The organism is Brasilonema sennae CENA114 (assembly GCF_006968745.1).
In the GTDB taxonomy this organism is placed as follows: Bacteria; Cyanobacteriota; Cyanobacteriia; order Cyanobacteriales; family Nostocaceae; genus Brasilonema; species Brasilonema sennae.
Genome location: NZ_CP030118.1, coordinates 5,102,494 through 5,128,932 on the forward strand (window position 1 = coordinate 5,102,494; position 26,439 = coordinate 5,128,932).

General features: G+C 42.6%; 22 protein-coding genes and 1 CRISPR repeat array. Of the genes, 6 read left to right on the forward strand and 16 right to left on the reverse strand.

What is annotated here, in order from left to right:
* Positions 1-305: 305 nt before the first annotated feature.
* Positions 306-914: direct repeats of the CRISPR family, unit length 36 nt; unit sequence CTTTACAAACCCATTTCCCTGCAAAGGGATGGAAAC.
* 504 nt (positions 915-1,418) lie between these two features.
* Positions 1,419-2,456, forward strand: a complete 1,038-nt coding sequence (locus tag DP114_RS21400) for an adenosine deaminase (RefSeq protein ID WP_171977078.1) — start codon at positions 1,419-1,421, stop codon at positions 2,454-2,456.
* 283 nt (positions 2,457-2,739) lie between these two features.
* On the opposite strand, the gene DP114_RS21405 is transcribed toward DP114_RS21400, so the two are convergent.
* Positions 2,740-3,192, reverse strand: a complete 453-nt coding sequence (locus tag DP114_RS21405; RefSeq protein WP_169264335.1) for an orange carotenoid protein N-terminal domain-containing protein — start codon at positions 3,190-3,192, stop codon at positions 2,740-2,742.
* 381 nt (positions 3,193-3,573) lie between these two features.
* On the opposite strand from DP114_RS21405, the gene mutL reads away from it, so the two are divergent.
* Both mutL and DP114_RS21415 read left to right on the forward strand, forming a co-directional pair.
* On the forward strand, positions 3,574-5,280 hold the full coding sequence (gene mutL, locus DP114_RS21410; RefSeq protein WP_169264334.1) for a DNA mismatch repair endonuclease MutL: 1,707 nt from the start codon (positions 3,574-3,576) through the stop codon (positions 5,278-5,280).
* Positions 5,281-5,453: 173 nt separating this feature from the next.
* Positions 5,454-6,068 carry a hemerythrin HHE cation-binding protein gene (locus tag DP114_RS21415; protein ID WP_246162619.1) on the forward strand — a complete coding sequence of 205 codons (615 nt, stop codon included), beginning with the start codon at positions 5,454-5,456 and terminating at the stop codon, positions 6,066-6,068.
* A gap of 209 nt (positions 6,069-6,277) precedes the next feature.
* On the opposite strand, the gene nifE is transcribed toward DP114_RS21415, so the two are convergent.
* From nifE to DP114_RS21430, 3 genes are all read right to left on the reverse strand, one after another.
* Positions 6,278-7,600 carry a nitrogenase iron-molybdenum cofactor biosynthesis protein NifE gene (nifE, locus tag DP114_RS21420; RefSeq protein ID WP_171977079.1) on the reverse strand — a complete coding sequence of 441 codons (1,323 nt, stop codon included), beginning with the start codon at positions 7,598-7,600 and terminating at the stop codon, positions 6,278-6,280.
* A 237-nt stretch (positions 7,601-7,837) separates the two neighbouring features.
* Positions 7,838-8,806 (reverse strand): nitrogenase iron protein, encoded by a 969-nt coding sequence (gene nifH, locus DP114_RS21425; protein ID WP_169264332.1) that lies wholly within the window; start codon positions 8,804-8,806, stop codon positions 7,838-7,840.
* A 425-nt stretch (positions 8,807-9,231) separates the two neighbouring features.
* On the reverse strand, positions 9,232-10,362 hold the full coding sequence (locus DP114_RS21430; RefSeq protein ID WP_171977080.1) for a substrate-binding domain-containing protein: 1,131 nt from the start codon (positions 10,360-10,362) through the stop codon (positions 9,232-9,234).
* A gap of 615 nt (positions 10,363-10,977) precedes the next feature.
* Here DP114_RS21430 and DP114_RS21435 point away from each other — a divergent pair.
* Entirely contained in the window at positions 10,978-11,640 is a 663-nt protein-coding gene (locus tag DP114_RS21435; protein WP_171977081.1) for an HAD family hydrolase, read from the forward strand.
* 130 nt (positions 11,641-11,770) lie between these two features.
* Here DP114_RS21435 and modA read toward each other — a convergent pair whose 3' ends face one another.
* The 6 genes from modA to DP114_RS21465 all read right to left on the reverse strand — a co-directional run bounded on the left by modA (position 11,771) and on the right by DP114_RS21465 (position 19,552).
* Positions 11,771-12,592 carry a molybdate ABC transporter substrate-binding protein gene (gene modA, locus DP114_RS21440; protein ID WP_171977082.1) on the reverse strand — a complete coding sequence of 274 codons (822 nt, stop codon included), beginning with the start codon at positions 12,590-12,592 and terminating at the stop codon, positions 11,771-11,773.
* 338 nt (positions 12,593-12,930) lie between these two features.
* Positions 12,931-13,341: a peptide-methionine (R)-S-oxide reductase MsrB gene (msrB, locus tag DP114_RS21445; RefSeq protein ID WP_169264327.1), complete on the reverse strand. Its 411-nt coding sequence runs from the start codon at positions 13,339-13,341 to the stop codon at positions 12,931-12,933.
* Positions 13,342-13,929: 588 nt separating this feature from the next.
* Positions 13,930-14,901, reverse strand: a complete 972-nt coding sequence (locus DP114_RS21450) for an RsmB/NOP family class I SAM-dependent RNA methyltransferase (protein ID WP_171977083.1) — start codon at positions 14,899-14,901, stop codon at positions 13,930-13,932.
* Between the two features lie 192 nt (positions 14,902-15,093).
* Entirely contained in the window at positions 15,094-15,345 is a 252-nt protein-coding gene (locus DP114_RS21455) for a hypothetical protein (protein WP_169264325.1), read from the reverse strand.
* Between the two features lie 300 nt (positions 15,346-15,645).
* Positions 15,646-17,484 (reverse strand): signal peptide peptidase SppA, encoded by a 1,839-nt coding sequence (gene sppA, locus DP114_RS21460; protein ID WP_171977084.1) that lies wholly within the window; start codon positions 17,482-17,484, stop codon positions 15,646-15,648.
* Between the two features lie 436 nt (positions 17,485-17,920).
* Entirely contained in the window at positions 17,921-19,552 is a 1,632-nt protein-coding gene (locus DP114_RS21465; protein ID WP_171977085.1) for a Na/Pi cotransporter family protein, read from the reverse strand.
* Between the two features lie 590 nt (positions 19,553-20,142).
* Between DP114_RS21465 and DP114_RS21470 the strand changes: the two genes are divergently transcribed.
* On the forward strand, positions 20,143-20,388 hold the full coding sequence (locus DP114_RS21470; protein WP_169264322.1) for a DUF7219 family protein: 246 nt from the start codon (positions 20,143-20,145) through the stop codon (positions 20,386-20,388).
* A gap of 14 nt (positions 20,389-20,402) precedes the next feature.
* On the opposite strand, the gene DP114_RS21475 is transcribed toward DP114_RS21470, so the two are convergent.
* The 4 genes from DP114_RS21475 to DP114_RS21490 form a co-directional block, all read right to left on the reverse strand.
* Positions 20,403-20,630 carry a nitrile hydratase subunit beta gene (locus tag DP114_RS21475; protein WP_246162621.1) on the reverse strand — a complete coding sequence of 76 codons (228 nt, stop codon included), beginning with the start codon at positions 20,628-20,630 and terminating at the stop codon, positions 20,403-20,405.
* A gap of 178 nt (positions 20,631-20,808) precedes the next feature.
* Entirely contained in the window at positions 20,809-21,456 is a 648-nt protein-coding gene (locus DP114_RS21480) for a response regulator transcription factor (protein ID WP_169264320.1), read from the reverse strand.
* A complete protein-coding gene (locus tag DP114_RS21485; protein ID WP_171977086.1) occupies positions 21,453-22,286 on the reverse strand; it encodes a S1C family serine protease in 834 nt (277 codons plus the stop codon). The genes DP114_RS21480 and DP114_RS21485 overlap by 4 nt, the downstream gene beginning before the upstream one ends.
* A 91-nt stretch (positions 22,287-22,377) precedes the next feature.
* Positions 22,378-23,298 (reverse strand): S1C family serine protease, encoded by a 921-nt coding sequence (locus tag DP114_RS21490; RefSeq protein WP_171977087.1) that lies wholly within the window; start codon positions 23,296-23,298, stop codon positions 22,378-22,380.
* Between the two features lie 293 nt (positions 23,299-23,591).
* On the opposite strand from DP114_RS21490, the gene DP114_RS21495 reads away from it, so the two are divergent.
* Positions 23,592-24,161, forward strand: coding sequence for an HdeD family acid-resistance protein (locus tag DP114_RS21495; RefSeq protein WP_169264317.1), 570 nt, complete (start codon positions 23,592-23,594; stop codon positions 24,159-24,161).
* Between the two features lie 103 nt (positions 24,162-24,264).
* Here DP114_RS21495 and DP114_RS21500 read toward each other — a convergent pair whose 3' ends face one another.
* Positions 24,265-24,711, reverse strand: coding sequence for a hypothetical protein (locus DP114_RS21500; protein ID WP_169264316.1), 447 nt, complete (start codon positions 24,709-24,711; stop codon positions 24,265-24,267).
* Positions 24,712-24,832: 121 nt separating this feature from the next.
* Positions 24,833-26,185, reverse strand: coding sequence for a pentapeptide repeat-containing protein (locus DP114_RS21505; protein WP_169264315.1), 1,353 nt, complete (start codon positions 26,183-26,185; stop codon positions 24,833-24,835).
* Positions 26,186-26,439 lie beyond the last annotated feature (254 nt).

A 26,439-nucleotide genomic window follows, 5' to 3' on the forward strand; every position in this document is an offset into this window, starting at 1 on the left:
CTTGTTTTTTCGTAACTTGTGCGTAAGTCCTACTTTCTTAAACACCACTAACAGGTTTTTATACCAAAAATTGACATTTACACCAACTGCTATTATTCTTTCTATCAAGTAGTGTAATGTTCATCTACACACTAAGCCCGATCCTTGAAAACCGCATAACTTCGTTGGAGTGTGTCGATGGCTTGCCCAGTAAGCTTTTCAGACGTCAAAATTGATTTATTCTTGTGAGAGTTTAATCACTTTTTCGGAGTGTGTCGATTTGGGGGTCTGAAAGTCCTTTCCAGTAAGGGTTTCAGGAGTGACCTCTTTACAAACCCATTTCCCTGCAAAGGGATGGAAACGCGTTTCATACACTAATTGTCTGTTTCTTTCAACTTTACAAACCCATTTCCCTGCAAAGGGATGGAAACTTTAACGGTCCGTTAATATAGCCCAAGTCGATATCCTTTACAAACCCATTTCCCTGCAAAGGGATGGAAACGTTAGCGATGTCACCTACTTGAGCAGTTGGGTTCTTTACAAACCCATTTCCCTGCAAAGGGATGGAAACACGCATTCCTTAACGCCCTCTCTGACCTCAACATTAACTTTACAAACCCATTTCCCTGCAAAGGGATGGAAACATTTCGTCGTTTTTTTTCGCGACATTATCTCCGCTGGCTTTACAAACCGATTTCCCTGCAAAGGGATGGAAACATTCAACTCGTAATCCTTGGTTTTGCTGCTGTTGTTGCTTTACAAACCCATTTCCCTGCAAAGGGATGGAAACTCTTGAGTAAAAAACCAGACATCGGAATTTTCGTTGTATTCTTTACAAACCCATTTCCCTGCAAAGGGATGGAAACATTAAAGTAGCATCGTTTTTTGCAGAAGGATTGCTTTACAAACCCATTTCCCTGCAAAGGGATGCAAACGGCCACCAGACTCCTTTGCAAGCTTGGTTATAATGCAGCTTTCCAATACCTCTTCCCCGCAAGGGGATGCTTAGAGCAGTCACTAAAAACTAAATCAATCAATCTTAAGTTTTTTGTTGAGGCGATCGCACTTAATTTTCATTGTCTAAAAAAGCAAAGATTCTTTCCGTAGCTATTTCCTTGGATTCAACTCTATTCTGTTAGGACTTACGCACGAGTTACGAAAGAACAAGATTGTGAGATTGCTTCCTTACGTCGCAATGACACAACTACGTTATTTTTGCGTAAGTCCTGTCTGTGTTCTTCTTAAAATCTCTATCCAAACAAAAAGCCTTCTCCAATCAGCCAATTTTTATACTAATAATTTATTAAGTCTTCTTTTGAAGATAAATCGCAATGCCTTGCAGCATAAGAAAATCTTATAAAAATATGCCCACCCACAACTTGTTTTTTATTTGTTACTGTTAATAATAATTAAATTTTTACCTTTGTTAAAACACTACTATGACTTTATACGCAGAATTACATAGACATCTGGGGGGTTCGGTTGTACCTCGTATTTTATGGCGGTACTTTGAGCGCCACTCGCCAGAGTTGATTTCTCGCTTTGCTGACTATTCAGCATTTGAAGATTTCTACACGCGTCCACGCAACACTTTAGATGAGTATCTGGAGTTGCATACTTTGGTGGAAAGCGTGCAAACTGTGGAGACTTTGCCTTATTTTATCTACCGCTTGCTCAGGGGTGCTTATATCTTTGAAAATTTGGCATATCTGGAGTTGCGCTATACTCCTTACCTGCGAACACCAGACCATCTGAGTCAATCACAGAGAATTGACATGATGACGGAAATTGTGGAAGTTGTCGGTAAAGCGAGCAAACTCCGAGAATATCCGATTGTTACCAGCCAAATTCTTTGTATGCACTCGCGCCTACCCTTTGAGGTGAATAAGGCGATTGTTGATTTGGCAGCGCAAAACAGGCAGTATGTTTGTGGGATAGATGTCGCTGGGGGAGATAGTTACTCAAGAGAGCGCATAGACGAATGGATAAAGTTGTATGATTATGCGCGATCGCTCGGACTCAACACCACAGGACACCTCTATGAAACGACTGCTGGATGTGATCCCCAACTTTTACCCTATTTGATGCGGATTGGTCACGGTATCCAAATTCCTCTACTGTATCCCGAATTGCTCAAAGATGTGGCTGCACGAAATCAGTGTTTGGAAGTTTGCCCCACAACCTACTTAAAAACCGGTACTTTGCAGGATATACGTCAACTCAAGTTAGTATTTGACCGTTGCTTTGATGCGGGGGTAGATATCGCTATTTGTACAGATAATGCTGGATTGCACAATGTGCGTCTACCTTTCGAGTACGAGAACCTCTTAACTTACAACATTATTAACTTTGAACAGCTACAAGCTTGTCAGGATGCAGCATTCCGTCATGCTTTTGCTTGGCCGTATAGACAACGTCCAGTTTCCCTGTTGAATGGGTTGCTAAACCCGCAACCCACTAAAGCCCTTATCAGTTAACAGTTATCAGTTATCAGTTAACACTGAGCCAGTGCTGCACAGAGAAGTGCCTTGCGCGGGTTCCCCGCGTTGTGGCAACTTCGGAGAGGGTCTCCCGACCTAGGCGACTGCGCTCTTCGCAGCGGAACCGGAGGTTCTCCCCGATAGCCGTAAGGCGTGGCGTTAGCCATAGGGTTAACAGTTAGCTGATAACTGATAAACTTTTTCTGTGGAATCACCTGCTGCCTTCCAAGCAGAAAAAACACCACAAGCCTACAACATTGTTGCAAGCAGTGAATTTGTCTTAGTATCCTGCTAACAATGCATCACGCAGAAAAACGTATTGTAGTTCAAAGTCAATCGGCTCAAGCCTAGACAACAACTCTTTTGCTTGAGCAGAAAGTTGATAGTCAGATGGTACTGGAACAATGGTAGAGTTTTCCATACCCTGAGCCAACCGATACCAAAAAGCCAGCTTAGTATTGTTGCTTAACGAGTCATATTCCCGCCTGATATCTGTGCTAGAAGGTGTCAACAAATCTCGCATGATTTGAAGTTGCTCTTCATGGGACTTTCCTTTAACTTTATTAAAAAGTTCATCAGAAGTATCAGGTGCTGTTCCTTCAGGGTCTCCGGGTCTGGTCGAACCACCGATTTTGATATAGACATACCACAGGACGGCAAGTTGGTTATCTATGGACAGGTTTCTGAAAAGTTCAGCATATTCTGCTGGTGGTGACTGAGTATATTGTGTCATAATTACCTTTCAAGTTCTACAAAAATGGGTCTTTAAGGTAGTGAAAACTAAAATAGAAACTCCTTAAAGACTCTTACTTAAATTAACGATTGATTAATGTGTATACGTCTTACTGAGGATATAGATGTAAAAGTTTATGAATTTGTATAATTCCAAACCTGAGTAGAGCGAAGACAAAGGATTAATCACCTTTAGAGGTAATTTATAAAGTCAGTAGATAGAAAAGTTTTGTTTGAAGAGCGATGTGTTTGAGTGAACATTTAATTCCAATAGTGTCAACGCTTACTGGAGTTCGTGGGGTGCGCACTTCCAAAGTTGCCTTGACAGACTACTAGGGCAACGTCTCTACAATCTTGTCATCCATCCTCTAAACTGTAATTTATGGCGTCAACTATTTATGCTTTACCAGCAGAAGTCGTACATCTGATTACAGCCGGAGAGGTTATCGATTCCTTAGCCTCTGTGGTGCGAGAATTGGTAGAAAATTCCCTTGATGCAGGTGCAACACGAATTGTTGTTTCCTTATGGCCCGGGCAATGGCGTGTACGTGTGGCAGATAATGGTTATGGAATGACTTTAGATGACTTGCACAAAGCAGCAACCGCCCATAGTACCAGTAAAATTTGCAGTTGTGCAGATTTGTGGAAAATTACAAGTTTGGGGTTTCGTGGAGAGGCGTTGCATAGTCTGACGACGCTGGCAGATTTAGAGATATTAAGTCGTCCACAACGAGGAGATTGTGGTTGGCGATTTGTCTATGGCTACGCTGGAGAAGCATTGTATGTGGAAGCTTGTGCGATCGCCCCCGGTACAATTGTCACAGTCTCAAATCTCTTTGGAAATTGTTCAGGTCGTCGTCAGGGATTACCAACATTAGCACAGCAAATGAAAGCAGTGCAAGCAACAATTCACCAAATCGCCTTATGTCATCCTCATATCACTTGGCAAGTCTGGCAAAATGATAAAGAGTGGTTCACCCTCTGTCGGACTGCCTCAATAGGACAACTGTTGCCCCAGATTATACATCAAGTTAAAGAAGCTGATTTACAAGAGTTAAAACTAGAAGTACCACCACCTCAAAACTCAGGACTCAGCACTGAGCATTGTGCACTCCATTTAGTGGTAGGATTACCTGATCGTTGTCATCGCCATCGTCCAGACTGGGTGCGAGTTGCTGTGAATGGAAGGATGGTGAAGTCATCGGAATTAGAGCAGACTATCTTGTCGGGATTTCATCGGACATTACCGCGCGATCGCTATCCAATTACTTTTCTGCATCTATTGATTTCTCCAGAGCATATCAACTGGAACCGTAACCCAGCAAAAACAGAAATTTATCTTAACCAACTCAGTTACTGGCAAGAACAAATTAGTACGGCGATCGCACAAGTACTCCGCATCAATTCTACATCTGTTAAAGACGCTGTTCACACAACGCGAGTTGGTAAATTACTCAAAGCCGCAGAAGAAAAAGGCGGATACAATGTCAATCGTTCGGTTCCTAGTGAAGAACACAAAACGCTTCCAGAGAAGTTGCAGGCAACATCTCTACAACTAAAAGCCGTTGCTCAAGTTAATAACACTTATATCGTGGCAGAACATCCTGGTGGAGTGTGGTTAGTAGAACAGCACATTGCCCATGAACGAGTTTTGTACGAGCAATTGTGCGACAATTGGAAAATTATTCCAATTGAACCTCCAGTCATTCTCTATCAATTATCTCCGGCGCAAGTATCGCAACTACAACGAATTGATTTGGATATAGAACCCTTTGGTGAGCAACTTTGGGCAGTTCGTACGGTTCCCACACTTTTACAACAGCGAGACGATTGTGCAGACGCCATTTTAGAACTGAGTTGGGGAGGTGACTTACAAGCAGCACAAGTCGCTGTCGCCTGTCGTAGTGCTATTCGCAACGGTACCATCCTCAGTTTACAAGAAATGCAAACACTTTTGGATGAATGGCAACGCACACGCAACCCTCGTACCTGTCCCCACGGACGCCCAATTTATTTATCTTTGGAAGAGTCGGCTTTGGCGCGTTTTTTCAAACGTCATTGGGTGATAGGTAAAAGTCACGGGATTTAGATTAACAATGAACAGTTGAGCGTAGGGTGGGCAGTGTTGTTAATTGCCAGATTATTTGTCTGCGTTGACAAATTATATCAAGTCCGGTTGATTAATTATTATTCCTAAATCTATACAGAACTTGATAGAAATCTTTCTGAAGAGGGACGGACTTACTCAAACCTCACGAGAATATGGAAAAAGTGAATTTGCTTCTCATAACCAATAAAACCTGTAGTCTGGAGTTAATCATAATGGCCGATGTGACAAATATAGCGACTAAGCTTGCTGATCTAAAGCTTATTCAGAATGTTCTGTTGGAAAGTGAGCAAAAGTTAATAGCACAGACGGACGACAAGACGATTTGCGAGCGGCTCGAAGGAATGATAAAGAGCGATCGCGAAAATCTTGGCATCATCGAAGCAGCTATTTCTAAATACGGCAACACTTCAGAACCTCGCGACATTACTCAAAAACATGCTGAGAAAGTAAGCCAAATGATGAGCGGCTCCGAGCTAACTCTGTATGACAAGTACTTACAGCTTGAGTTGCTAAAGCATCAACAAACAATGACCGGGCTGGTTCTACACAAGGTTGCCCAGTCCTTGAATGATGAGCTTCAAGATCTGATGGAACCGCTCAACCGAGTTAATTTTGAAAATCGTGCTCACCAAGAGATTCTTAAAGGCGTTCTTTACTTCGTCGGAACGCGAGAGATAGCCGGTAAGGAACCTGACATGGGTCTGTGGGCTAGCGTTGAACAGGGAGTTGCAGCCCTTAAGGGTGCTCTAGGCAGCGCGTTAAGCTAGGAAAGAGTGGCAGAGGGCGCGTCATTCATGGGAGCGTAATAGATTCATATGATTTATGCTACATTGAAGCATACTTTTCAAGAATGAATCATCTCTAACTCAGAACAATTATAGAGACGTTACCAGGCGTTAAGCTAGCTGCGCCTCCGGCGATCGCTATCGATTCATTTCCTCTGTTCTTAATTCAGGGAAGCACAGTTGAAAAATCCTCATCTGTTTTCCCACGGGGCGGGTTTGTGTACTAGTTTCCATACAGGGCTAGTAAGAGTTGCATACAGTTTTTGTGCCGCTTCTAAAATTCCTGCATAGCCAGCATTTGAATGATTTTGTTCCGCCTTTATATCTAATGAAGGAATTTCAGCTTTAACAGAGGTGTGTTGATAGCGTTCTCCTGTAATTAACATATCCGCTTTATTTTCGTGAATTATCTGTAGAATTTCCTCTGGAGTATTTTGTTGGAGAATAATGCTATCCTTACCCAGCAACTTTTGAATTCTTGCTTTATCCTCCTGACTACTTTTAACAGCGCTGATAGGGATAACTTCTATCCCTAATTTTTGAGCTGCCGAGATAATTGACCAACTTTTCAGTTCTTGTGTATCAATAACAATACGTTTGCCTTGCACAGAAGTGCGATAAAAAGCAAGTTTCTCTTCTAAAGCACTAGTTTCTAAGGCAATAAATTTTTCTGTACGTTCTTGTAAGTCGGAGTCTCCCAACTTAGCAGCAATATTCCGTAAGCTTTGATTGATGTTTTCTATACCGTAGAAACACTCTTGAATGTATGGAATACCAAAGCGTTCTTCCATCTTTTTTGCCATTTTAAGCAGTGCAATGGATGAGGTGATCACATTCAGCTTGGCACGATGGGCATAACAAACTTCCTTGTAGCGAGTATCACCCGTAATTTTGGAGAGGACTCGAATACCTAATTTTTCAAATAGCGGTAGAATGTTCCACATTGCAGCAATGTTGGATTCACCGATAAGGTTAATATCATAAGGTGTAGTAAAGTCTGGTTCAGCTGTGCCTATAACGTGTTCCAACAAAGCTTCACCAGCGATGCGCATACCGCGATTTTTACGACCAACAAATCCGGGACAGTCTACAGGAATAATTGGAGTTCCTGTTTGCACAGCAGCGTCTGTACAGGCTCCATTAAGGTCATCACCGATAAGGGCAGAAACGCAAGTAGAATAGACAAATACCGCAGCAGGTTTGTAGCGCCTTTGCGTTTCTATAATGGCGTTGTATAACTTTTTTGCTCCACCGAAGATGATATCGTTTTCATCCATATCAGTGCTAAAACGAGCTTTATATAGTATGGAATTAGAAGAGAGACTGCTGCGATTTCCCCAACAATTGTTGATGCAGCCGCTTGGCCCGTGAATTAAATGAGCAGCATCGGTAATTGGTACTAAAGTAAGCATTGCACCATCAAAAGCACAATCTTCTTGACCTTCTCTCAGGACAGATTCTCGATTCTGCGTTTTGTGATCTGGGCTTTTATTAAATACGTCTTCACTTTTCATAGAAGTAGAAATTATCTAGAAACATCGGGAAAAAAAAGGAATGGAAAAGAGCGATTTCCCATTCCCTAAAATGTAACCAACCAATAAAAGGAGAAAACAAAAAACTAAACTAATCGTTTTACCGCGCGAACATTTACAGATTCATGCTGACACGGAAAACCTAGAAATCGTAGAACTATACATCAGCCATTCACACTACCTCCACATCTCTATCTTCACCAGTGCTTTGTAGCGCACTTATTTCTTAACAACTTCTACGTTGCCTTTTTTCAATGCTTCTAACGCTTCGCCTTCAAGATCTTCTTGCTTTTTCTCGGCATCTTCTTGAGCTTGGGCGACGCCAACCAGTTTCGCGGCATTTTCTTCACTTTCGAGAATACCGAATTCAATCAACAACTCTTCTAACTCCTCCATTTCAATGGGTGTAGGAATGGCAAGCATTTTATTGTTGATAACCTTGTCTGCTAATGCACGGTATTCGTTACCTTGATTGCTATCAGGTGCGTACTCGTTCACAGTCATCCGGCGTAACTCAGCGTGTTGCACGATGTTGTCACGGGGGACGAAGTGAATCATCTGGGTGCTTAACCGGGATGCTAGTGTGCTAATCAGTTCGTCTTCCCGGTCAGTTTTGCGGCTATTACAAATCAGACCAGCCAAGCGCACACCACCAGAGTGAGCATACTTGAGAATACCGCGAGCGATGTTGTTAGCAGCGTACATCGCCATCATTTCACCAGAGGTCACAATATAGATTTCTTGTGCCTTACCTTCACGGATAGGCATAGCGAAACCACCGCAGACAACGTCACCCAACACGTCGTAGCTAACGAAATCCACGTCTTGGTAAGCACCGTTTTCTTCTAAGAAGTTGATGGCGGTGATAATACCACGACCAGCGCAACCGACACCAGGTTCGGGACCACCAGATTCTACGCAACGCACACCACGGAAGCCGGTGAGCATCACTTCTTCGAGTTCCAAATCTTCTACTGCGCCCCGTTCAGCAGCGAGGTGAAGTACGGTGGTTTGGGCTTTGCTGTGGAGCATCAAACGGGTGGAATCAGCTTTCGGGTCGCATCCCACAATCAAAATGCGCTGACCCTTTTCTGCCATAGCGGCGAGGGTGTTTTGAGAGGTGGTGGACTTACCGATACCGCCTTTACCGTAGAATGCTATTTGTCTAATTTTTTCGTCAACGGACATGATGAGTTTTCTCCTGCAATTGATAAATTGATCAGTGGGTCTGGTAGTTTATCAGGCGTTCACTAATGGAAGTGACAGCTCTGTTTGTGACCGGATGTAGAACGTCGCGCCTTGGTGTAGTACTTCTGCCAACAGGAGGCCATTGGCAGACAACAGCGCCTACGGGGGGCGATCGCTCTACCGCATACATACGAGGAAGAAATCTCATGTGAGTTTTTAGTTAGTGATTATTTGTCCTAGCCTACAAGAAGTTACTTGAAGGGCATTTTTTCAAAAATTAAGCATTTTGTTGAGGTTTTTCCCTCATCTACAAAAAAGCGCTCTTTAAAGTCAGAATTCTTATTTATTTTTTTACTTATGATCAGGCAAGGTATGTACCATTCCAATGGCGTTTCGCCACCCTGAGGAGATTTCCCTGTTCCCTTTTAAATTGTTGCCACTAAATCCCCAGTTTTGCTGGTATCACAACCGCCGATAATTTGTAGTTGTGAATGTACAAACCGACGCTCTAAGGTATTGAGTAACTGCTGTACTGGTGCTTCTTGCAAGTATTCCTTGAGAATCACTAAGTCGTAGCGTGAGGAATGCCAAGGGATAAATTCCAATCCAAAAGCTGCAGCTACAGACGCTGTAGAAATTCCTGCATCCGCAAGTCCTGAGACGACAGCATCGGCAACACTATGATGGCTTCTGGCGATACTGTCAAATCCTTTAACAGAATCACATGACAGTTGCTCCTCTTGCAGTTTACGTTCCAAAAGCAACCGAGTGCCAGCTCCTTTTTCGCGGTTAATAATCTTTGCTTTTGCTTCTACTAAGTCAGTCACTGTTGTGATTTGCATCGGATTGCCAGACTGTACTAATAATCCCTCTTCCCAAATTCCAAGGGTGATTAAAACAGCTTGTTTTCCTGCTAAGACTTCACGAACAAAGGGAATATTATGCTCCCCTGTTTGGGAGTCATACAGGTGCATCCCAGCAATATGAGTCTCACCTCGGCACAAACTCTCTAACGCAGCCATGCTGTTAGCGAATTTATACTGGACTCGCAGTTGAGGATACCAGCGTTCAGCTGCTCTTGCCCATAGCGAAAGCACAGGCGCACAACCAGCAATCACAACTGTATTTTCAAATCTGTCTATATCGTCAAGAAGTCTGACTAGGCAGGTATTTGTATCTATCTGACTATCGATTTGGGCATCAGCCCAAATCATCTCCATGCGAAAAGCATCATTCCCAACCAGGGGATATGCAATCCATTGCCCCCCAATCCGCGCCAAACTCACTCGCTGTTGTTGACTGTAAGGGATAGATTTTGCCAGAACTGCTTGGACTTGAGGCAAATCCTGTTCTAGCCAGAATAAATCCTCGACTTTGCAACCAAGCGCGTTGGCTAAACGCAGCGTCATGACGACTGAAGGAGCACATTGTCCTGACTCTACACCACTAATTGCTTGACGAGTAACACCTGCTAAGGTGGCCAATTCTTGCTGACTCATGCCTAAGCGGGTTCTAATGGACTTCAGGTTGTTACGAAGATCATTATCCGTCTTCATTTGGCTCTATCTCTTGGTTACAAAAAGCGTAGGGAGTTGATGCGGATTTACCAGAGTAATAGACCAAAATTGAGATAATCTTAATTTACCCTTAAGATTATTGCAATGAGCGCTTTTTTGATTCCTAAAAATAAGCTTAGCATGGATATCGCTAATTTATTTGCCTGTCGAAATTTTTTTTGCTCACTCCTGATTCAGTTGATTACATGTAGCATAATTTTTTACTTTTTCTTGATTCATCAAAGAGTTATAATATTCCTAACTGCAACAGTTCAAGTATTCTGTAATAGTATTCTTTTTTATTTTTTAGTATCAATAAACTAAAAAATAAATTGCGTAGAGCGCACCACCCTTATGGGGAATTGGGCAAGGCGACGGGCCTAAACTTCTTCAACACGGTTCGGTTAAGATCAGAACGCCTGCGGCGACAGAGTTAAAAAGCAGGGCTGTTTCATTCCCTCAAAGGCTCATAATGTCAAGGGTTTGTGAAGCGCGATTGCTCTGTATTTTATTTTCTGGAAGTTCCTTATTAAATGGCGACTTCCACTTTAAAATCAAACTCAACTCTAACTTCACCCATGAGAAAATGAGTTGAGGGTTGAAGTAGGAAAATCAATGAGTCCATTTGACTTAGTTATCTTTGATTGTGATGGTGTACTTGTAGATAGTGAACAAATTACTAACTCGGTTTTTGCGGCAATGCTTAGTGAAATCGGGTTACCGGTCACCTTGGAATATATATCTAACACATTCGTCGGTCAACCTATGACAGCATGTGTAGAAATTATTCAAGAGTCTCTTGGAAAACCTATTCCAGATAATTTTGTCACCGAATTTAGGCAACGCAACAAAAAGAGTTTATCAGAAAATTTAAAGCCAATTAAGGGCATACATGATGTTTTATCTCAAATTAAAACTTCTTATTGTGTAGCTTCAAATAGCACACATGAGATGATTCAAACAAAGCTAGGTGTCACAGAGTTAATGCCATATTTTGAGGGAAAAATATTTAGTGTTATAGATGTCGCACGCGGTAAACCACATCCAGATCTATTCTTATATGCAGCCGAGAAAATGAAAGTTCATCCACAGCGATGTGTGGTAGTTGAAGATACTCCAATCGGTGTGCAAGCCGGATTTAGCGCTGGGATGAAAGTTTTTGGTTATGCAGAATACAGTAATCCACAAAAATTGCAAGCAGCAGGCGCATCAGTTGTTTTTAGTTCTATGAGATTACTGCCAAATTTACTTGAGCAATTTGATACTCCGTTAACCTAAGCATGGGAGTCACCCCCCATGCTCGGCTTCAGAACCGGACATAAAAGTTTGCCGTCCGCTCTGGCTCACTTCTGACTCAAAAAGTGCTGAATTCTTACGTTTTTAAAACCAAATAACTAAACTCCAAGGTTTAACGGCTCATTGCTGGTACTTTTGATGCTTGCACAATAAACCCATATTTCTTGAGTACAGTCTGAGATGGCTCGGTGGTTAAAAACTGGACGAATTCCTTGGCAGCATCAACATTCTTACTGCTTTTAAGCACTGCCATTGGATAAACAATCGGGGAGTGGGACTTGTCATCAGCGACAACTGCCACTTTTACCTTATTAGAGATTTTGGCATCCGTTGCATAAACAAGACCAGCATCAGCATTACCACTTTCCACAGATGCCAGCACTTGACGCACGTTGTTGGCGTAAACAAGTTTGGGCTTGACTTGCTGCAAAAGGTTCAATTTCTCAAGAACTTGCTCACCGTATTGACCTGCAGGAACGCTTCTGGGTTCGCCGATCGCAATTTTCTTGACTTTGGCGTCTGTGAGGGCGTTAAAGCTGGTGACACCTGTAGAATTACTAGGCACAACCAAGACCAGACTGTTGTTTGCCAAGTTAGTACGGGTTCCTTGAACCAATAACCCCTTTTGTTCCAAGGCATCCATTTGCTTTTTCCCAGCTGAGATAAAGACATCTGCGGGTGCACCTTGCTCTATCTGTTGCTGTAAAGCACCGGAAGCACCAAAGTTGTAACTTAAGTTGACATTTGGTTTACTTTGTTGGTACGAAGTCTTGATTTCCTCCATCCCATCTTTAAGACTGGCGGCTGCAGATACGAGGAGGTTAACCTTGGATTGTGCGATTACAGTAGATGGATCAAACAATCGCAAACCAACTACCAACAACAAGCTAGCAACTACTATGCTGATGAAGGGAAAAAATTGTCTTCTTTTCATAACAGGGCTGGACTTACAGAGATCTTCTTTTAAATTGCGGTTGGTAGGATCGTACCAGGATAACCCGATAATTACCAACAATATTAGTAATGTAATACCAACAAAAACTTGAAAATTGGATCAACGATGATGCTCCCAATGGATCTAATCCAAAGGGAGCATGGCGCGTAAGGTAGAGTTATGAGGGCGTAACACCGTCAGCCTCTCATATCATGTCCGCTTAATGACTTATCACTAACCCTCTCCTTAATAAGGAGAGGGTGCCGGAGGCGGGTGAGGTTCTTCGTTTTTTTATAAGTGTTTATCCGGATCTGATCTCATACCCAAACACTCAAATATTACTCTTGCGGGATAAACTTTAGAGCAACACCATTAATGCAGTAGCGTTTACGAGTGGGTGCAGGACCATCGTTAAACACATGACCCAGATGCCCACCACAGTTATCGCAATGCACTTCAACTCTGGTCATAAACAACGACTTATCTACAGATGTGCCAATTGCACTCTCAATTGGGTTAAAAAAGCTAGGCCACCCAGTACCGCTGTCAAATTTAGTTCCAGATGTAAACAGTGGCTGACCACACCCAGCACACACATAAGTGCCTTCAGCATACTGCTTATTGAGTGGGCTGGTGTGAGGACGTTCTGTAGCATGTTGACGCAAAACACAAAACTGTTCCTGTGTCAACTCTTCACGCCATTCTTGCTCGGTTTTGTTGATTTGTGAGTTGCTGTTTGAAGTTGTCATAATTGCTAAAATTTTTGTTGTATCGTGTGATTGGTGTCGTTCAGTTGCTAAGGAACTCTCTCATCAAGTTATTAAATGAAGACATACCCTATTTACTAGAATGAGTTTTATTCTTAAACTAGCGCTGATAAATGACTTAAAATAGCTTTTGAATGCTGTTATGTTTTCTGAAAATGTTGTAGCCGAGCCATTTCGTCAGTGCCTGATTTAGGACTTCACTTAACTCTCACCAGCTTGATTGGTAAACAACTTATCTACCTGGTAAAGTTCTCACAATATTTAGTTTGACACAAAACCAAAATAAAATTTATTGCAGATACCACGAAAAAAGATTCGGTATACACTAATAAGGAGGCTAATCATACCAAGTTGCTGTCAAAGATAGTATTCTGTCCGCAGCGACTGTAGCAAAGCGGAAGGAAGCAATCTCACCAACTTCAAGCTACTACAACAGAATGCAACGCGCGTATCAACAGTATAACTGACGAGCCTAGACAGGCTAGCATAAATATGCTATGGCCTTTCCTATTTGATTTGTGAGAATTGAAAGCCACAGATCCCCGACAACTTTTAAAGGAGTCGGGGATCTTATTGAGAAGTCGGGGATGTTATTGCTATATTCATCCAAACTGCAGATAAAGCCTCCATATCTACCTTGTTTTTCTCACCCTCGTCAGTATTTTTAAACAAAACTGTAAACGCACCTGCACCCAATCTATCTTGAGGAAACATCCGATAACAAGGCACAGAAGTTAAATGCGACTGATAGCTTTGTAAATGACTAATTTCAACTGCCTTAAACTGAGGAAATCTTTCCAAAAACCATTCACAAACTTCCTCATTCTCCTCTGGAGAGTAAGTGCAAGTCATATAACTAAGATATCCTTGTGGTGCAACAACTTGAGCAGAGTTTGCTATAATCCTCTTTTGCCGATTAGCACTTTTATTTATAGCAGTTGGATGAAAACATCCAGGTGCTTTTCCCCCTTTAGCAAGTAAAGATTGTCCAGTACAAGGGGCATCCACTATCACTAAATGACTAGATAATGGTATTCTTTCCGCAAACAAAGTAGAGTCTTTACTAACGACGACAGAGGAGTTAATCTGACAACGCTTTAAGTTAGAAATTAACATTCCCAAGCGTTTACCAATGACTTCGTTACTGATTAACAATTCTGGTTGTAAACATTTCCAAGCAAAGATACTTTTGCCTCCTGGCGCAGCACACATATCAAAAACTAACTTAACAGGACTAGGAATTGTTAACAAAGTAGAAGCGGCGAACACAGAAGAAAAATCTAGACAATAAAAATATCCTTGTTCATGTAGGGGATGTTGACCTGGTTTTTCTCCAAGTGATAAACGATCTATGAATTGTGGTTGCCAAACTGTTGGTGTTTCTACAGAAAAGGGAGAATCTTTAGGCTTTTCTTTACACCAAAGGATACAGGGATGAAAAGGTTTAGGATGAATTAATGTTTCAACAAATATCTCTTGTTCATCTAAGTTGTTAAATAAACGGCGTGAAAGTTTAAGTAATAAATTAGAAGCTTTTTCCATAACATTTTGTGAAGTGAATAAGTATGTCAATGTAAATATGTTCAACACTCAAAAACCCGGCTTCTCCAAAAAACCGGGTTTCCTTATTGCCATCATTTTAAGTTTAAATCTGTTTCTTGATTCAATTAAGTATAAGTAATGGGTTTGCAGCTGCGCTTAAAGGCAGCTATAGGATAATTAAGTCAGCAAATTTCAATCTTCATGCCGATGTTGCCATGCTGCACCAAAAGCTGCCCCAGCCCCAACTATCAAACCAGTGCTCATTCCCTCGATAGTTTTAGTAGTTTGATCCTGGGTTAGACATTCATTCGTAACTGTGCTGGCTTGCAAACAGGAATTGCTCTCTGCCCAATTTGCGGTACCTCCGACAATCACACCAGCCAAACTACAGGAAAAGACAAGAAGCAAAAGACGTTTGGTTTTTATGTCCTTAGGCAGTTGCATAAAATCTCATGAATGGTAAGTAGTCCATAACTACTTTACACATCCATGCTGCTCTTGTCACCAGCTCAGATGTTAACTCTTTTTGCACAGATGAGGACTTGGAGATGGAAAAGTGAGAAAGTGAGGGAGAGGAGGGAGAGACTTCTAATCCGTGAATTTTGAATTGATTTGTCCCCTTGCTCTCCACTCTCCTGATATAGCTGTTGCCAAGTAGATTGGCACATGAACTAATGAGAAAATACGGATACTACTAGAGCATCAAGCCTGTTAAGCGTTAAGAGTTCGCTATTGCGTGCTGTATCACTCAATCTTCAAGTTAAAGGGTAAGCGAGCATATATGCCCTGTGGGTCGTTCATTTTCCGCAAAATTGCTAATTCCTGTTGCAGTTTTTGGAATTCACTCATCAACGGATCTGGTGCTTTGAGTTGGACTTTATCTACGCCTAAAGCAGTTCGTGCTTGTTCACTCACCTGTCCAAAGAAGCGTTCTCTAAGATTGCCTCCTTTGGGATATTCTTGTAATTGCCAGTTATCTCCCAGATTTGCGGCAGTAGCTGCGTATTTAACAGCAGCATCCAAACCGCCAATGTCATCCACCAAACCTATTTTCTTCGCTGCAGCACCAGACCAAACTCGTCCTTGAGCAATTTCAGCGACTTTTTGCTTAGGAAGTTTGCGACCTTGTGCGACTTTATCAAGAAACGTATCGTAAATTCGGTTAACACTACGCTGGTATATTGCCAATTCTTCGGGAGATTTAGGGCGAGCAACAGTTTGAGTATCAGCATAGCGGGCAGTTTTCACTGAATCCCAAGTCACGCCATTGTCATTTGCCAGTTTTTGGAAATTAAGAATTTGTCCAAACACACCAATTGAACCTGTAATTGTGTTAGGTTCAGCAAAAATGCGTTTAGAATCTGTAGCAATCCAGTAGCCACCAGAAGCGGCGACATTACCCATCGATACAATAACGGGTTTGTCTTGACCAGTCAGCCGCACTTCCCTTTGTATCACGTCAGAACCTGTTACGCTCCCACCTGGACTGTTTATCCGCAAGACAACAGCTTTGACATTTTTATCTTGGCGCAGCCGGCGGAAAATTCTGGCGAAGCGATCGCCCCCCACATCTCCATCATCTCCTTGTCCATCGACAATCTCACCTTCAGCATAAACGACCGCAATTTTATTTTGCGAGTCGCGTTCTACACCCAAAGACTTTCCGGAAACTTCCGCATAATCTTTCAGGCTGATTTGACGGAATGTCTTATCTTCTTTATCGCTGTTGGTCAACTGCTTAAGCTCAGCAACCACCTGATCGAAATATCCGACTTTATCCACCAAGCGATTAGCTTTGGCTTGATCTGCCAACAACAAAGCTTGATTATCTGCGATCGCCTGCAACTGTTGCGGATTTATTTTGCGACTTGCTCCTACCGTAGCACGCCACTCTCCCCAAACATCATCCAACAATTCCTGAGTTTGTGCGCGGTTTTCTGGACTCAGCTTTTTGAGTATGAATGGTTCAACTGCTCCTTTGAACTTCCCTACCCGTACAATTTGAACACCAACGCCGTACTTCTCCAAAGCCCCAGCATAGAACATTGGCTGAGTGCTCAAACCATTGATTTCCATTCCTCCTAAGGGGTTAACCACAATGCTATCAGCCACAGAACTTAAGTAATATTCTTTTTCCCCCCATTCCATCCCATATGCTATGATTTTCTTTCCAGCAGCACGGCACTTCTCCAACGCCTGACGGATTTCTTTGAGGGTGGCAAAGCCTGTTACTCTACCTTCTGTGGCGGCATCAGTTGCATCTAAGTATATACCAACAATTCGTTTGTCACGCTGTGCTTTGTCCAAAGCCTCCAGAACTGTGCGCAGTGACATCCTTTTATTATCATCACCTGATAATGCTTGTTGAAGCAATTCACTAGAACTTGGCTTGCCATCAGTAATGTTTGTAGACAAGTCAAAAACCAGCACTGATTTATCTTTCACAATAGGACCGACATCTTTGGATGAGGCTGCTGCAAACAGTAGAAACAACAGTCCAGTCGTTCCCACACCGCAGAAAATGAACAGTCCCAATAGGCTTCCGACTAGGCTGGCAAAAGTTTGTTTGAGAAAATTACGCATATTTGTTATTAGTCATTAGTCATTAATTATCAGTCATTAGTCGTTACTCATTAGACTAACGACTAATCACTTCGTATCTTCTTAATATTTCCACTTAATTCCTCACTGTTACTACCCAATAACCTAAAAACTAAAGGTTTTTATTTTTCTTTTATTTGTTGTAAATTTTTTGAACACTTTAGTTGTTCTAGTGTAACGTTACTAGTACAAAATAACACCGTTAAGAATCCTCTTGCCCAGAGGCGCAGGCGTAATATCGTGTCCGGTGAAAGACTTATCATTAAGACGGCAGGGAGCACCCGAGCAGGGAGCAGGGGGAAAGAGGATTTTCGGGTTTTTGCACATATTTGGTAATCACAACTAATTAGCCGGACATGATACAAGACAAAAAAAGCGCATTTTTTCGTCCCCCTACACCCCTACTTTTGGTCAAAATCTAGAACTCTCCGGTGACAGCACGGGCGATACTGCAAGTGTGTGAGATGACGCTGCTCATAGCGTTGACGACTTCGAGATGGATGGCGGAGGCATCTAAACTGGATGCCGCACCAGAACGCAAGCGGTGGAGATGTTGTAGATGAAGTTCACGCTTAGTTTGAGTCAGTGATGTTCTACGCAATAAAACATCATTAGCAACCATTGAGTCGAAGGACGCCAGCCCTGCCAGTGCTTGTTGCAGGAGCGACATTGTTTCACCATGATAAGTTGCTAGGTCATTCCACTCTTCGTTGGAAAAAGCAATTTGTTTGCGACGCTGTCGCTTAACTAGTCGCATGAGTTGCTTGTCAATGATATCCCCAATAGCTTCTAAGTCAGTGCAAATATAAAGTAATACAATCTCCCGACGTGCCTGTTCCTGAGTCATCGAATTTGTATCAAGCTGTGTTAAGTAGCGCTTAATTGCTATTTCTATCTCGTCGAGATGATCATCTAACTGGGCAATGCGTTTGGGTATGTCTTTGCCCGCGTCTTCAAAAGCGTGGATGCTCAACTGCAACATCTGTGCTGCCAAATCAGCCATCCTGAGGATTTCACGCATTGCTTGCCCGAGTGCTACAGCAGGAACAGACAAAGCAGCGGAGTCAAGGTAACGTGCCCCTGACTTCTGGGTACTAGTTGGTTCAGGTAATAGTGTAGTCGCTAGCTGTGCTATCTGATTAACCAGTGGAGCGAACAGAAGTGCCAGCAGGAGGTTAAATCCCAGGTGGAAAAGCGAAATGACAGCGGCAATTGAAAGTGGCAGGCTATGCAGTAGTGCTGTCAACGGGTTGAGCACAAACAGCGCTACGGTAGCCCCGAGTAATCTCGTACCTACATATATGAACGCCAGTCTACGCCCAGTGATACTGCCTCGATTCAAGGCTGTTAACAATGGTGCAATTGTCGTCCCTACATTGGCACCTAGTGTCATCGCCAGTGCTGCAGACAGTGGTAGTGCCCCACCTGCTGCTAGCACCAACACTAGACCAATTGTCGCTGTGCTTGAGACAAAGACGATGGCAAGGATTGTGCCTGTCAATGTCAATATCACAGGTGAACTAGAAAGCGTCTCAAGAACTGCTTTGGTAATAGGACTAGCGGTGATGGGAGCACTACTTGCATCAATCATCGCCAACCCTACCAACACGAGTCCAAAGCTGAAAATCCCCCTACCTATTGGACGTAAGGCTGTGCTGCGGTCAGTGAATATGGCTACTGCCGCGCCCAGTCCTAATAGTTCTAAGGCGTAGTCAGTGATATGAAACGCCAGCAGTTGCACGACCAATGTAGAACCAACTGCAGCTCCCTGTAGCATGATTGCTGCCGCTGCTAACGGCACTAACTGAGTACTCACCAATCCAACGAGCACAGAGGCAGTCGCGGAAGAACTTTGAGTAAGCACAGTTGTTATAACACCGGTCACAAAAGCTGCAAAGGGGCGCTCGGCAAGTGTCATCATCGCAAGGCGCAAACGTGCCCCCAAAGCCCGTTCCATAGCATCTGTGACTAGCCGCACTCCATATAAAAGTAACATCACACCACCGAAAAGCAGCAGCAAAACAATGGTGGGATCGTTGGTTTTGACCATAGTGCTGTAACCTACGGCAAATTGAAAGATTTACTGTAAATTAAGTTTAGGTTAAAATAAGATTAAAAATAACAATAAATAATTCAGTGTGCTCAAATTTTTTGCCCAGAACTTTACTTAATATTCCGCAGGTTAATTCAGAAATTTAGATATTTTAGAAAACGTAGACCTAGTAAGGTTTTCAAGCACCAAAATCCAATACCCAAGCATCTACTCACCCTCCACCGTCTTAAGTGAGAACAAGCTAAAGATAGCTGGATTGTGTTTGACGCTGTCATGTTATAGTTTTAAGAACCTTCATAAAAATACGGTTATTAGCTCGATTTATCGTACTTAAGGATGAAGTTTCGGTTAAAAAACGCATATTTGATCGAATTGTTGAAAAAACTTGTGAAGTAAAAATTAATCTAGCGCATAGATTAATCAAGGCAACCAGCTCTAATTTCGCTCTGTTTCACTAACTTAGTTGGTAGAATATAAAATTCGGAAGAGAATATGTAAATAAAGCTGATCTTATTGTAATAAAAATTACAATGGTTAAATTTAAATTAAATACTATTAAAGTAAATTTATGAATAGGAGGTAGACTCATGGAACACTCTGATCAAAGAGACAAAGAAAAACTTCTCTATCCTCGCGCTCGCTACTACGGTCAAATCAAGCCAGAAAATCTCGTGTTTAACGCCAATCTCCAAGAATTTTCTCACAAGGTTAGCTACATCAGTTGTTTAGAAACATCAGGGAAACTAGCACCACAAGAAGCTTATCAAAAAATTGACGAACTTTGGAAACAGCTTAAACGCAGCAAAAAAGAATTGGGAATTGGCAACGAATGATCCTCAGATATCACCTAAGATATCTCAAAATCATCGCTGACTACCTCAAATTCTTTTGAATTCAAAGATACGACAATGTCTTGTGAATCCACCCGAATCAGCCAGCGTTCAGTAGGATAATCGCCTGATAAGACTTCTTTGGCACAGATTTTTCCAACTCGTCCAGCCACATATGCTGGACGCAAAATCAACACTTTATCTCCGACTTTGGGGGCTATGGCACTCCTCACTACAACTTTCAAAAATGAACTGAATATACAGTGAAAACTGATGTATTTATAACCTTTAATTAACCAAATTTTGGTGTATGTATAACCTTATGTTAACCATACATATGAGAAAATCCCCCATTAGACAGACATAATTGGGGATTAACAGCCAAAAAGCCGAAGAAACTAAGCGAAAATGAGTGAGGACTTGTCACAACATGATTAAACCCAGCCTCACACCAACAGTCACAGCTTCTGTACGTGTAGAGACACTCAGCTTTTGAAAAATAGATGAGACATGAAACTTAACAGTGTGTTCGGAGATATTGAGACGTTTGGCGATCGCCTTATTACTCAATCCAGAACCAAGCATCTGCAAAACTTCTATTTCTCGTGGTGTCAGTGCTTGCACAGGATTTGTCGTCTGTTTGTCCCGCACACTCGACTCTTTTAAAGGAAGCAAAAACTCGATAGTATCAGAGTGCAGCACAACAAGTCCGAGGGCGATCGCCTCAACAGCCGCGACAATTTCCGACTCTGTACTGCTACTTGGCAATATACTGCGCACACCAGCACGCAGCGCTGCTTCCAAGTCTAGACTATCGAGTTCATCAGTTAGAACAACAATTGCAGGGTATGGCTGCTGTTGTGAAGAAAGCAATTTTTCCCAGACTAATTCTTGAAAGTGACCACTGACATCCAACAGCAGCACATCGGGTTGTAGTTGCTCAAATTCCCTTGTCAATGCATCCAAATCTGATGCAGTACCTACGACTGTGAGTTTAGAACTCGTCGCCACGACAGCTGATAACCCAGCTCGCACCACAGGGGAAGCAGCAACTACAAACACTCGAATCATACCACCTCCGCCACCTGACAAACTAATTGCCGTCCGCCGCGCAGAATTTGTAACGGTAGTGGTTCGCTGTTGTTGGTGTGTTCAAGATAGTTGCTTAAATCATGAGGACTGGTAAACAATTTTCCTGAAACTCCAATAAGGACATCACCAACAAGGACACCAGCAGCTTCAGCAGCACTTCCAGAATTGACCGACAACACCAATAAACCCAAATTGCGTTTGTTGGTTGCATTCACCAGCACAGGTTGCAGCGTCACACCAAGCTTTTGACGATTTCCATGCAAAAAATGTTCTACAGTAAGGCTTGGTATTGCTACAGCCAAATTGTTGACAATCATGGTGTTAATTCCGATGACTCGCCCAAGACAGTCAGCAAGTGGACCACCAGAATTACCAGGAAACAGCACAATATCAGCCATGACTACACGTTGATGATTGGCGTGAATAATCCCGGTTGTCACAGCACCGTTATCACCAAAAGGATTACCAACTGCTAAGACCAATTCACCCACGCGTAAAGCATCAGAATGACCGATAGTTGCAGTGGGTAAATCAGTCGCGTCAATTTTGAGAGCAGCTAAATCCTTTGTTGGGTCTATATTAGTACGTACAGCCTCAAAAACTCGTCCATCCCAGAGTTCCACAGTTGCTCTGTTGTTGGTAGCGACATGGGCATTTGTAATAATTAAACTACTTCCCTCTGTGGTTTGCCAGATAACACCAGAACCACTTCCAAAAGAACTACTACGCACTTTCACAGTCACTTTGCGTAGATTTTCAGCCACCGATGCGAATTCATCACTCAAGTGTGTGATTGTTGTGAGATTCATGTTATAGTCCTGTACCTTATGAATTTTGAATTTTAAATCAGTGAACAGTGATAACTGATAACTGTTCACTGTTCACTGATAACTATTGCTATCACTCTTCGCTTGCGGATCTTTCGCCAATTGCGATTGCTAACTCAACTAACGCGCCACCTCGGATGACTTGCACTTTGACAGTTTTGCCAACGCGATCGCCACTATTCAAAAATGCCAACACATCACCTGTATCATCTACTGGCGTACCATCAAAAGTGACCAACACATCCCCAATCAACACACCAGCCTTGTCAGCAGGTGCATTTGGCTCTACATTAACAACAATCACTCCACCAACAGAAGTTAAATTGAGTGCTGTTCTCAGGTTGTTTGGTAAACGTACGGGTTGCATTCCTAAACCCAGGTAACCGCGTGCAATATGTCCTTTTGCCAAAAGTTGGTCAATCACCCGATTAACTGTAGAAGCTGGGATAGTCAGAGCAGTACCGCGTCGTCCCGATGTGTTCATTCCTACCACGCAAGCCGCCGCATCTACAAGTGGTCCACCAGCAAAACCAGGATAAAGTGTGATGTCTGGACGGATGAATTGGTCTATATTACCACCGTTCATACTCCGCCAAGCACCACTGACTACACTCACTGCACCTATAGCTGCTCTAATGTCACCTTCGCTACTTCTTCCTAGCCCCAGTACCAGATGACCAACTTTTAGTGTTTTGGCGTCGCCGATGTTCGCCACCGGGATTTCTGCATTTTCTACCTTGAAAACAGCGATATCAGTGGTAGAGTCACGTCCTATGAGTGTGATGGGTACAGTACTACCATTTGATAGAGTAACTGTGATTTCGTCATAGCGGCGGAGTGACTCATCAGAAGTGACGATAATTCCTTTGCGCCAGTGAATACCACTAGGAGAAATACGCCTACCAGCGTTCACGGCAACAACAGCACCACCAACTTGCTCTACAATGTCAGCTATATTGTTGGACAAAGCCATTAAAGCGTTAGATGAAGACATTTTATTCCTCTACTTCTTGATGGATAAAACAGGAGTAACTTTTCTATATGTTGCGATCGTGCCGTTTTATCCATATAGATGACATCAGAAGAATGGGGGGAATTCAACCTAGAAATATGGCTAGGTGGGGATAGGGAGGAACAAAAGGGGAGAATTATTTTTAGCAGTTATTAGGATATTTGTATCAAGGGGTAGAACTTCGTTGGACGTATATCTAAGGGGTCTACAAAATGCTTGAGAAATTTTCTAGCCTAAATCGTAGAGTTCAATTAACTACAGGGGAAAAGATTTTTATGACAAGCAACATTTCTGGTGATATCAACAAGGGGATTAATAATTCGCTCTTAATTGGCATTCTCGTAACTGTTTTGGGAATTATTGCAGTTGCTTTACCTTCTGTTTCTACAATCTTCGCTGAAACTTGGATTGCTTTAATTCTTATTTCTTCGGGCGCAGCAAAGCTAGGTTATGCATTTCAAACCCGCAACGAGGGAGGCTTTGTTTGGAAAATCCTGCTTAGTATTCTCTACTTCGCAACAGGCGTGATGCTGTTTGTTTATCCTTTTACAGGAATTCTGACACTGACTCTATTGTTAGGTAGCTTTCTACTAACGGAAGGTGTATTTGAGCTAATTCTGGCATTCCGGCTGCGTCCGCAACAAAACTGGACTTGGGCACTAGGTAATGGTATCGTTACCTTAGTCTTGGGTGCAATGATTTGGTTCCAATGGCCCTTCGATGCTCCCTGGGTTATTGGGACATTGGTCGGTGTCAGTGTTCTCTCCACTGGTATTTCACGCGTGATGCTGTCGTTGAATGCTCGTTCTGCTTTGAATCAATCTAACTCCACAACACAAGCATAAAGCAACAGTCGTGAAGTCATAACTAAAAAAGAACTCAGAACTCAGCAATGAATTGATAACTGAATTCTGAGTTCTGAGTTCTATATTCTTAATTACTAAATCTTCAACGATGTTCCTTGTTAGGAGAGTAATCAGAGCAATTGATGGCTTCTTCGGTTAAAGCAGTCGTTGGATGTATCGCACATTTGAGATAAGGATTATTTTTAAAGTATTGACATTTCTTACAGGGAACTAGATCGAGGGTTTTGGCGCTTGTCGATCTATGTTGTGTAACTTTCCTAGCATTTGAAAGCCGAAAAGCAACAATCATCAAAAAGGTGATTAGGCTGAAGGGAAGCCAAAACAGTATTTTATCGGGCGTCGCTGTTTGTTGCTGTTTTGTCCCGTGTGACGGTGTGATCTGCGGTTCTGCCCTCACCAATTGTATTTCTATGAGATTAGCTTTCGGAAAAGTATTATTTATAGATGTATTATCTTTAATAAGATTTTCATGCATATTATGCACTTCCGTTAAAAGAAGAAGATATTTTTGTGCGCTTGAGCGATCCATACAGATGTATGAAAAAAATCCGTCTCAAGTCGTGCAACTTGTGTTAAGCTTTGCTACTTCTGTTTTATAGCTGAAAAAAATTTTTGATATCTCTATCCAAGGTTTTGCTTGTTGTTTGTAATTATTTACCTAACTTATTCGGAATTCCTTCGCAACCACCAGGGATAGTACCTCTAGTTTTTTCGCCTCCCCAAGCGCAGCAATAGTAACGCGCAGCCTCAGACATTCGCTGGACATCAGTGAAATTAACATCTTCTACAACAGCCCCTGTGTGTTCGCCAGTTTGATAATTGGGCGGTTCAGTGCGGCTGCGGGGTGAGGCGGTTTCAGGAAAACCATAAAATAAGCGAATTCCGTTCAAATCTGCACCATCAAGTTTTGCTTCATATAATATAGTCCGGGAGAGGTTAGCTTTTACTAAGTCACAACCAGTCAGATCAGCGCGGACAAGATTTGCTTCCGAAAGATCAGTCCAACGCAAATCAGTACCACCAAGATCTGCACCAGCAAGCATCACGCCTAAATCGATGACACGCAAACCCGCCTTTCGATCTTCTGCATAACCACCATTACCATCAAGAATAGCTCGACCAAGGTGGCGATCGCGCTTCAAAGGTGTCAGCAATTTGGAACGCGAGAGAAAACGGAGAATTTTCGCTTTACCACTACCATCCACACTACTCAAAATTGCTGCTGTGCGTCCTTCAGCAATCATCCTCTCTTGGGGCCAATCTTCTAATAACCCTTCTTCATCCAATACTAAATCAGAAACACCTTGGAAATAAGAATCAATTGTCTGCTGTTGGGTAATAATATTTTGTTGAACAGTGAGCAGGTTTTGCTGAATCGTCAAGTCTTTGGAAATAACGTACTGTCGCCAAGCAACATACACCGCAATAACGGCGATGAGAATTTGTCCCAAAGCGCCAAACCATTCCGCCAGTGTTCCAGAGGCTTCCCAGTTGATTCGGCGTCCAACAGCTAAGATGCGATCGCCCAATCCACTGAACTTCACAAAGCCAATCAGACTTGCTACAAGTCCTAAAAAAGCAATAAACAGCGCCCGTTCTTGAGCCGAAAACCAATTTCGTATTCCATTTATGACTGCTGGTAACAGCACAGCTAATGAGATCAGCAAAGCTAGCAGTGTTCCCGACATACCAATCAACCAGTTATTAATGGCAATTCCGAAAAAGGTGATGGCGATCGCCACAAAGATAAACAACAAAGCCCTAGGTTTCACTGTTAGAGGTTGAGTACGTCCTTGCAGGATGGAACGTGCTTGTTGAAGAACTGCTGTATTGCGCGGAGATTGGAGAGCAGAAACTGCGGAAAGGGCTTTTTGAGTAGCGAGTTCATCTGGTACAAAGCCATTTTCACCTACGTCCTCGAAATCATCTGGTTGTAAGTTGTCTTCAAGAACAGGTTCTGGTTTACCAGACTCGGATGAGTTGGAGTTGGATTCTATCGGCATTGTTATATTATCGCACCAGGACGCTTCAGTTCAACCGCTGCTTTATAGTATCTGCCAGAGGGTGGGGTTAAGCAATAGCTGCACGTAACAAGACAGGGCGATCGCTTTTTGGTGCAACCTCTTAATCAACTCAAGTTATTGAAGGTGCCAAGCAACTTCCACAAACAGATGTGCACAGTGTTCGCACGATTTGAGTAAGTTTGTATTTGATAGCTAATACCTTGGATTATTATATCGGAGAATGTAAAGATACC

Coding starts and splice junctions, on each gene's coding strand:
- DP114_RS21490 (WP_171977087.1), bottom strand. CDS start 23,298: ATGTCTTCATCTAACGCTTTAATGGCTTTGTCCAACAATATAGCTGAC.
- nifH (WP_169264332.1), bottom strand. CDS start 8,806: ATGTCCGTTGACGAAAAAATTAGACAAATAGCATTCTACGGTAAAGGC.
- DP114_RS21470 (WP_169264322.1), top strand. CDS start 20,143: ATGGAACACTCTGATCAAAGAGACAAAGAAAAACTTCTCTATCCTCGC.
- DP114_RS21400 (WP_171977078.1), top strand. CDS start 1,419: ATGACTTTATACGCAGAATTACATAGACATCTGGGGGGTTCGGTTGTA.
- nifE (WP_171977079.1), bottom strand. CDS start 7,600: ATGAAAAGTGAAGACGTATTTAATAAAAGCCCAGATCACAAAACGCAG.
- mutL (WP_169264334.1), top strand. CDS start 3,574: ATGGCGTCAACTATTTATGCTTTACCAGCAGAAGTCGTACATCTGATT.
- DP114_RS21450 (WP_171977083.1), bottom strand. CDS start 14,901: ATGGAAAAAGCTTCTAATTTATTACTTAAACTTTCACGCCGTTTATTT.
- DP114_RS21465 (WP_171977085.1), bottom strand. CDS start 19,552: ATGGTCAAAACCAACGATCCCACCATTGTTTTGCTGCTGCTTTTCGGT.
- DP114_RS21430 (WP_171977080.1), bottom strand. CDS start 10,362: ATGAAGACGGATAATGATCTTCGTAACAACCTGAAGTCCATTAGAACC.
- DP114_RS21485 (WP_171977086.1), bottom strand. CDS start 22,286: ATGAATCTCACAACAATCACACACTTGAGTGATGAATTCGCATCGGTG.
- DP114_RS21480 (WP_169264320.1), bottom strand. CDS start 21,456: ATGATTCGAGTGTTTGTAGTTGCTGCTTCCCCTGTGGTGCGAGCTGGG.
- DP114_RS21495 (WP_169264317.1), top strand. CDS start 23,592: ATGACAAGCAACATTTCTGGTGATATCAACAAGGGGATTAATAATTCG.
- sppA (WP_171977084.1), bottom strand. CDS start 17,484: ATGCGTAATTTTCTCAAACAAACTTTTGCCAGCCTAGTCGGAAGCCTA.
- modA (WP_171977082.1), bottom strand. CDS start 12,592: ATGAAAAGAAGACAATTTTTTCCCTTCATCAGCATAGTAGTTGCTAGC.
- DP114_RS21455 (WP_169264325.1), bottom strand. CDS start 15,345: ATGCAACTGCCTAAGGACATAAAAACCAAACGTCTTTTGCTTCTTGTC.
- DP114_RS21415 (WP_246162619.1), top strand. CDS start 5,454: ATGGAAAAAGTGAATTTGCTTCTCATAACCAATAAAACCTGTAGTCTG.
- msrB (WP_169264327.1), bottom strand. CDS start 13,341: ATGACAACTTCAAACAGCAACTCACAAATCAACAAAACCGAGCAAGAA.
- DP114_RS21435 (WP_171977081.1), top strand. CDS start 10,978: ATGAGTCCATTTGACTTAGTTATCTTTGATTGTGATGGTGTACTTGTA.
- DP114_RS21405 (WP_169264335.1), bottom strand. CDS start 3,192: ATGACACAATATACTCAGTCACCACCAGCAGAATATGCTGAACTTTTC.
- DP114_RS21505 (WP_169264315.1), bottom strand. CDS start 26,185: ATGCCGATAGAATCCAACTCCAACTCATCCGAGTCTGGTAAACCAGAA.
- DP114_RS21500 (WP_169264316.1), bottom strand. CDS start 24,711: ATGGATCGCTCAAGCGCACAAAAATATCTTCTTCTTTTAACGGAAGTG.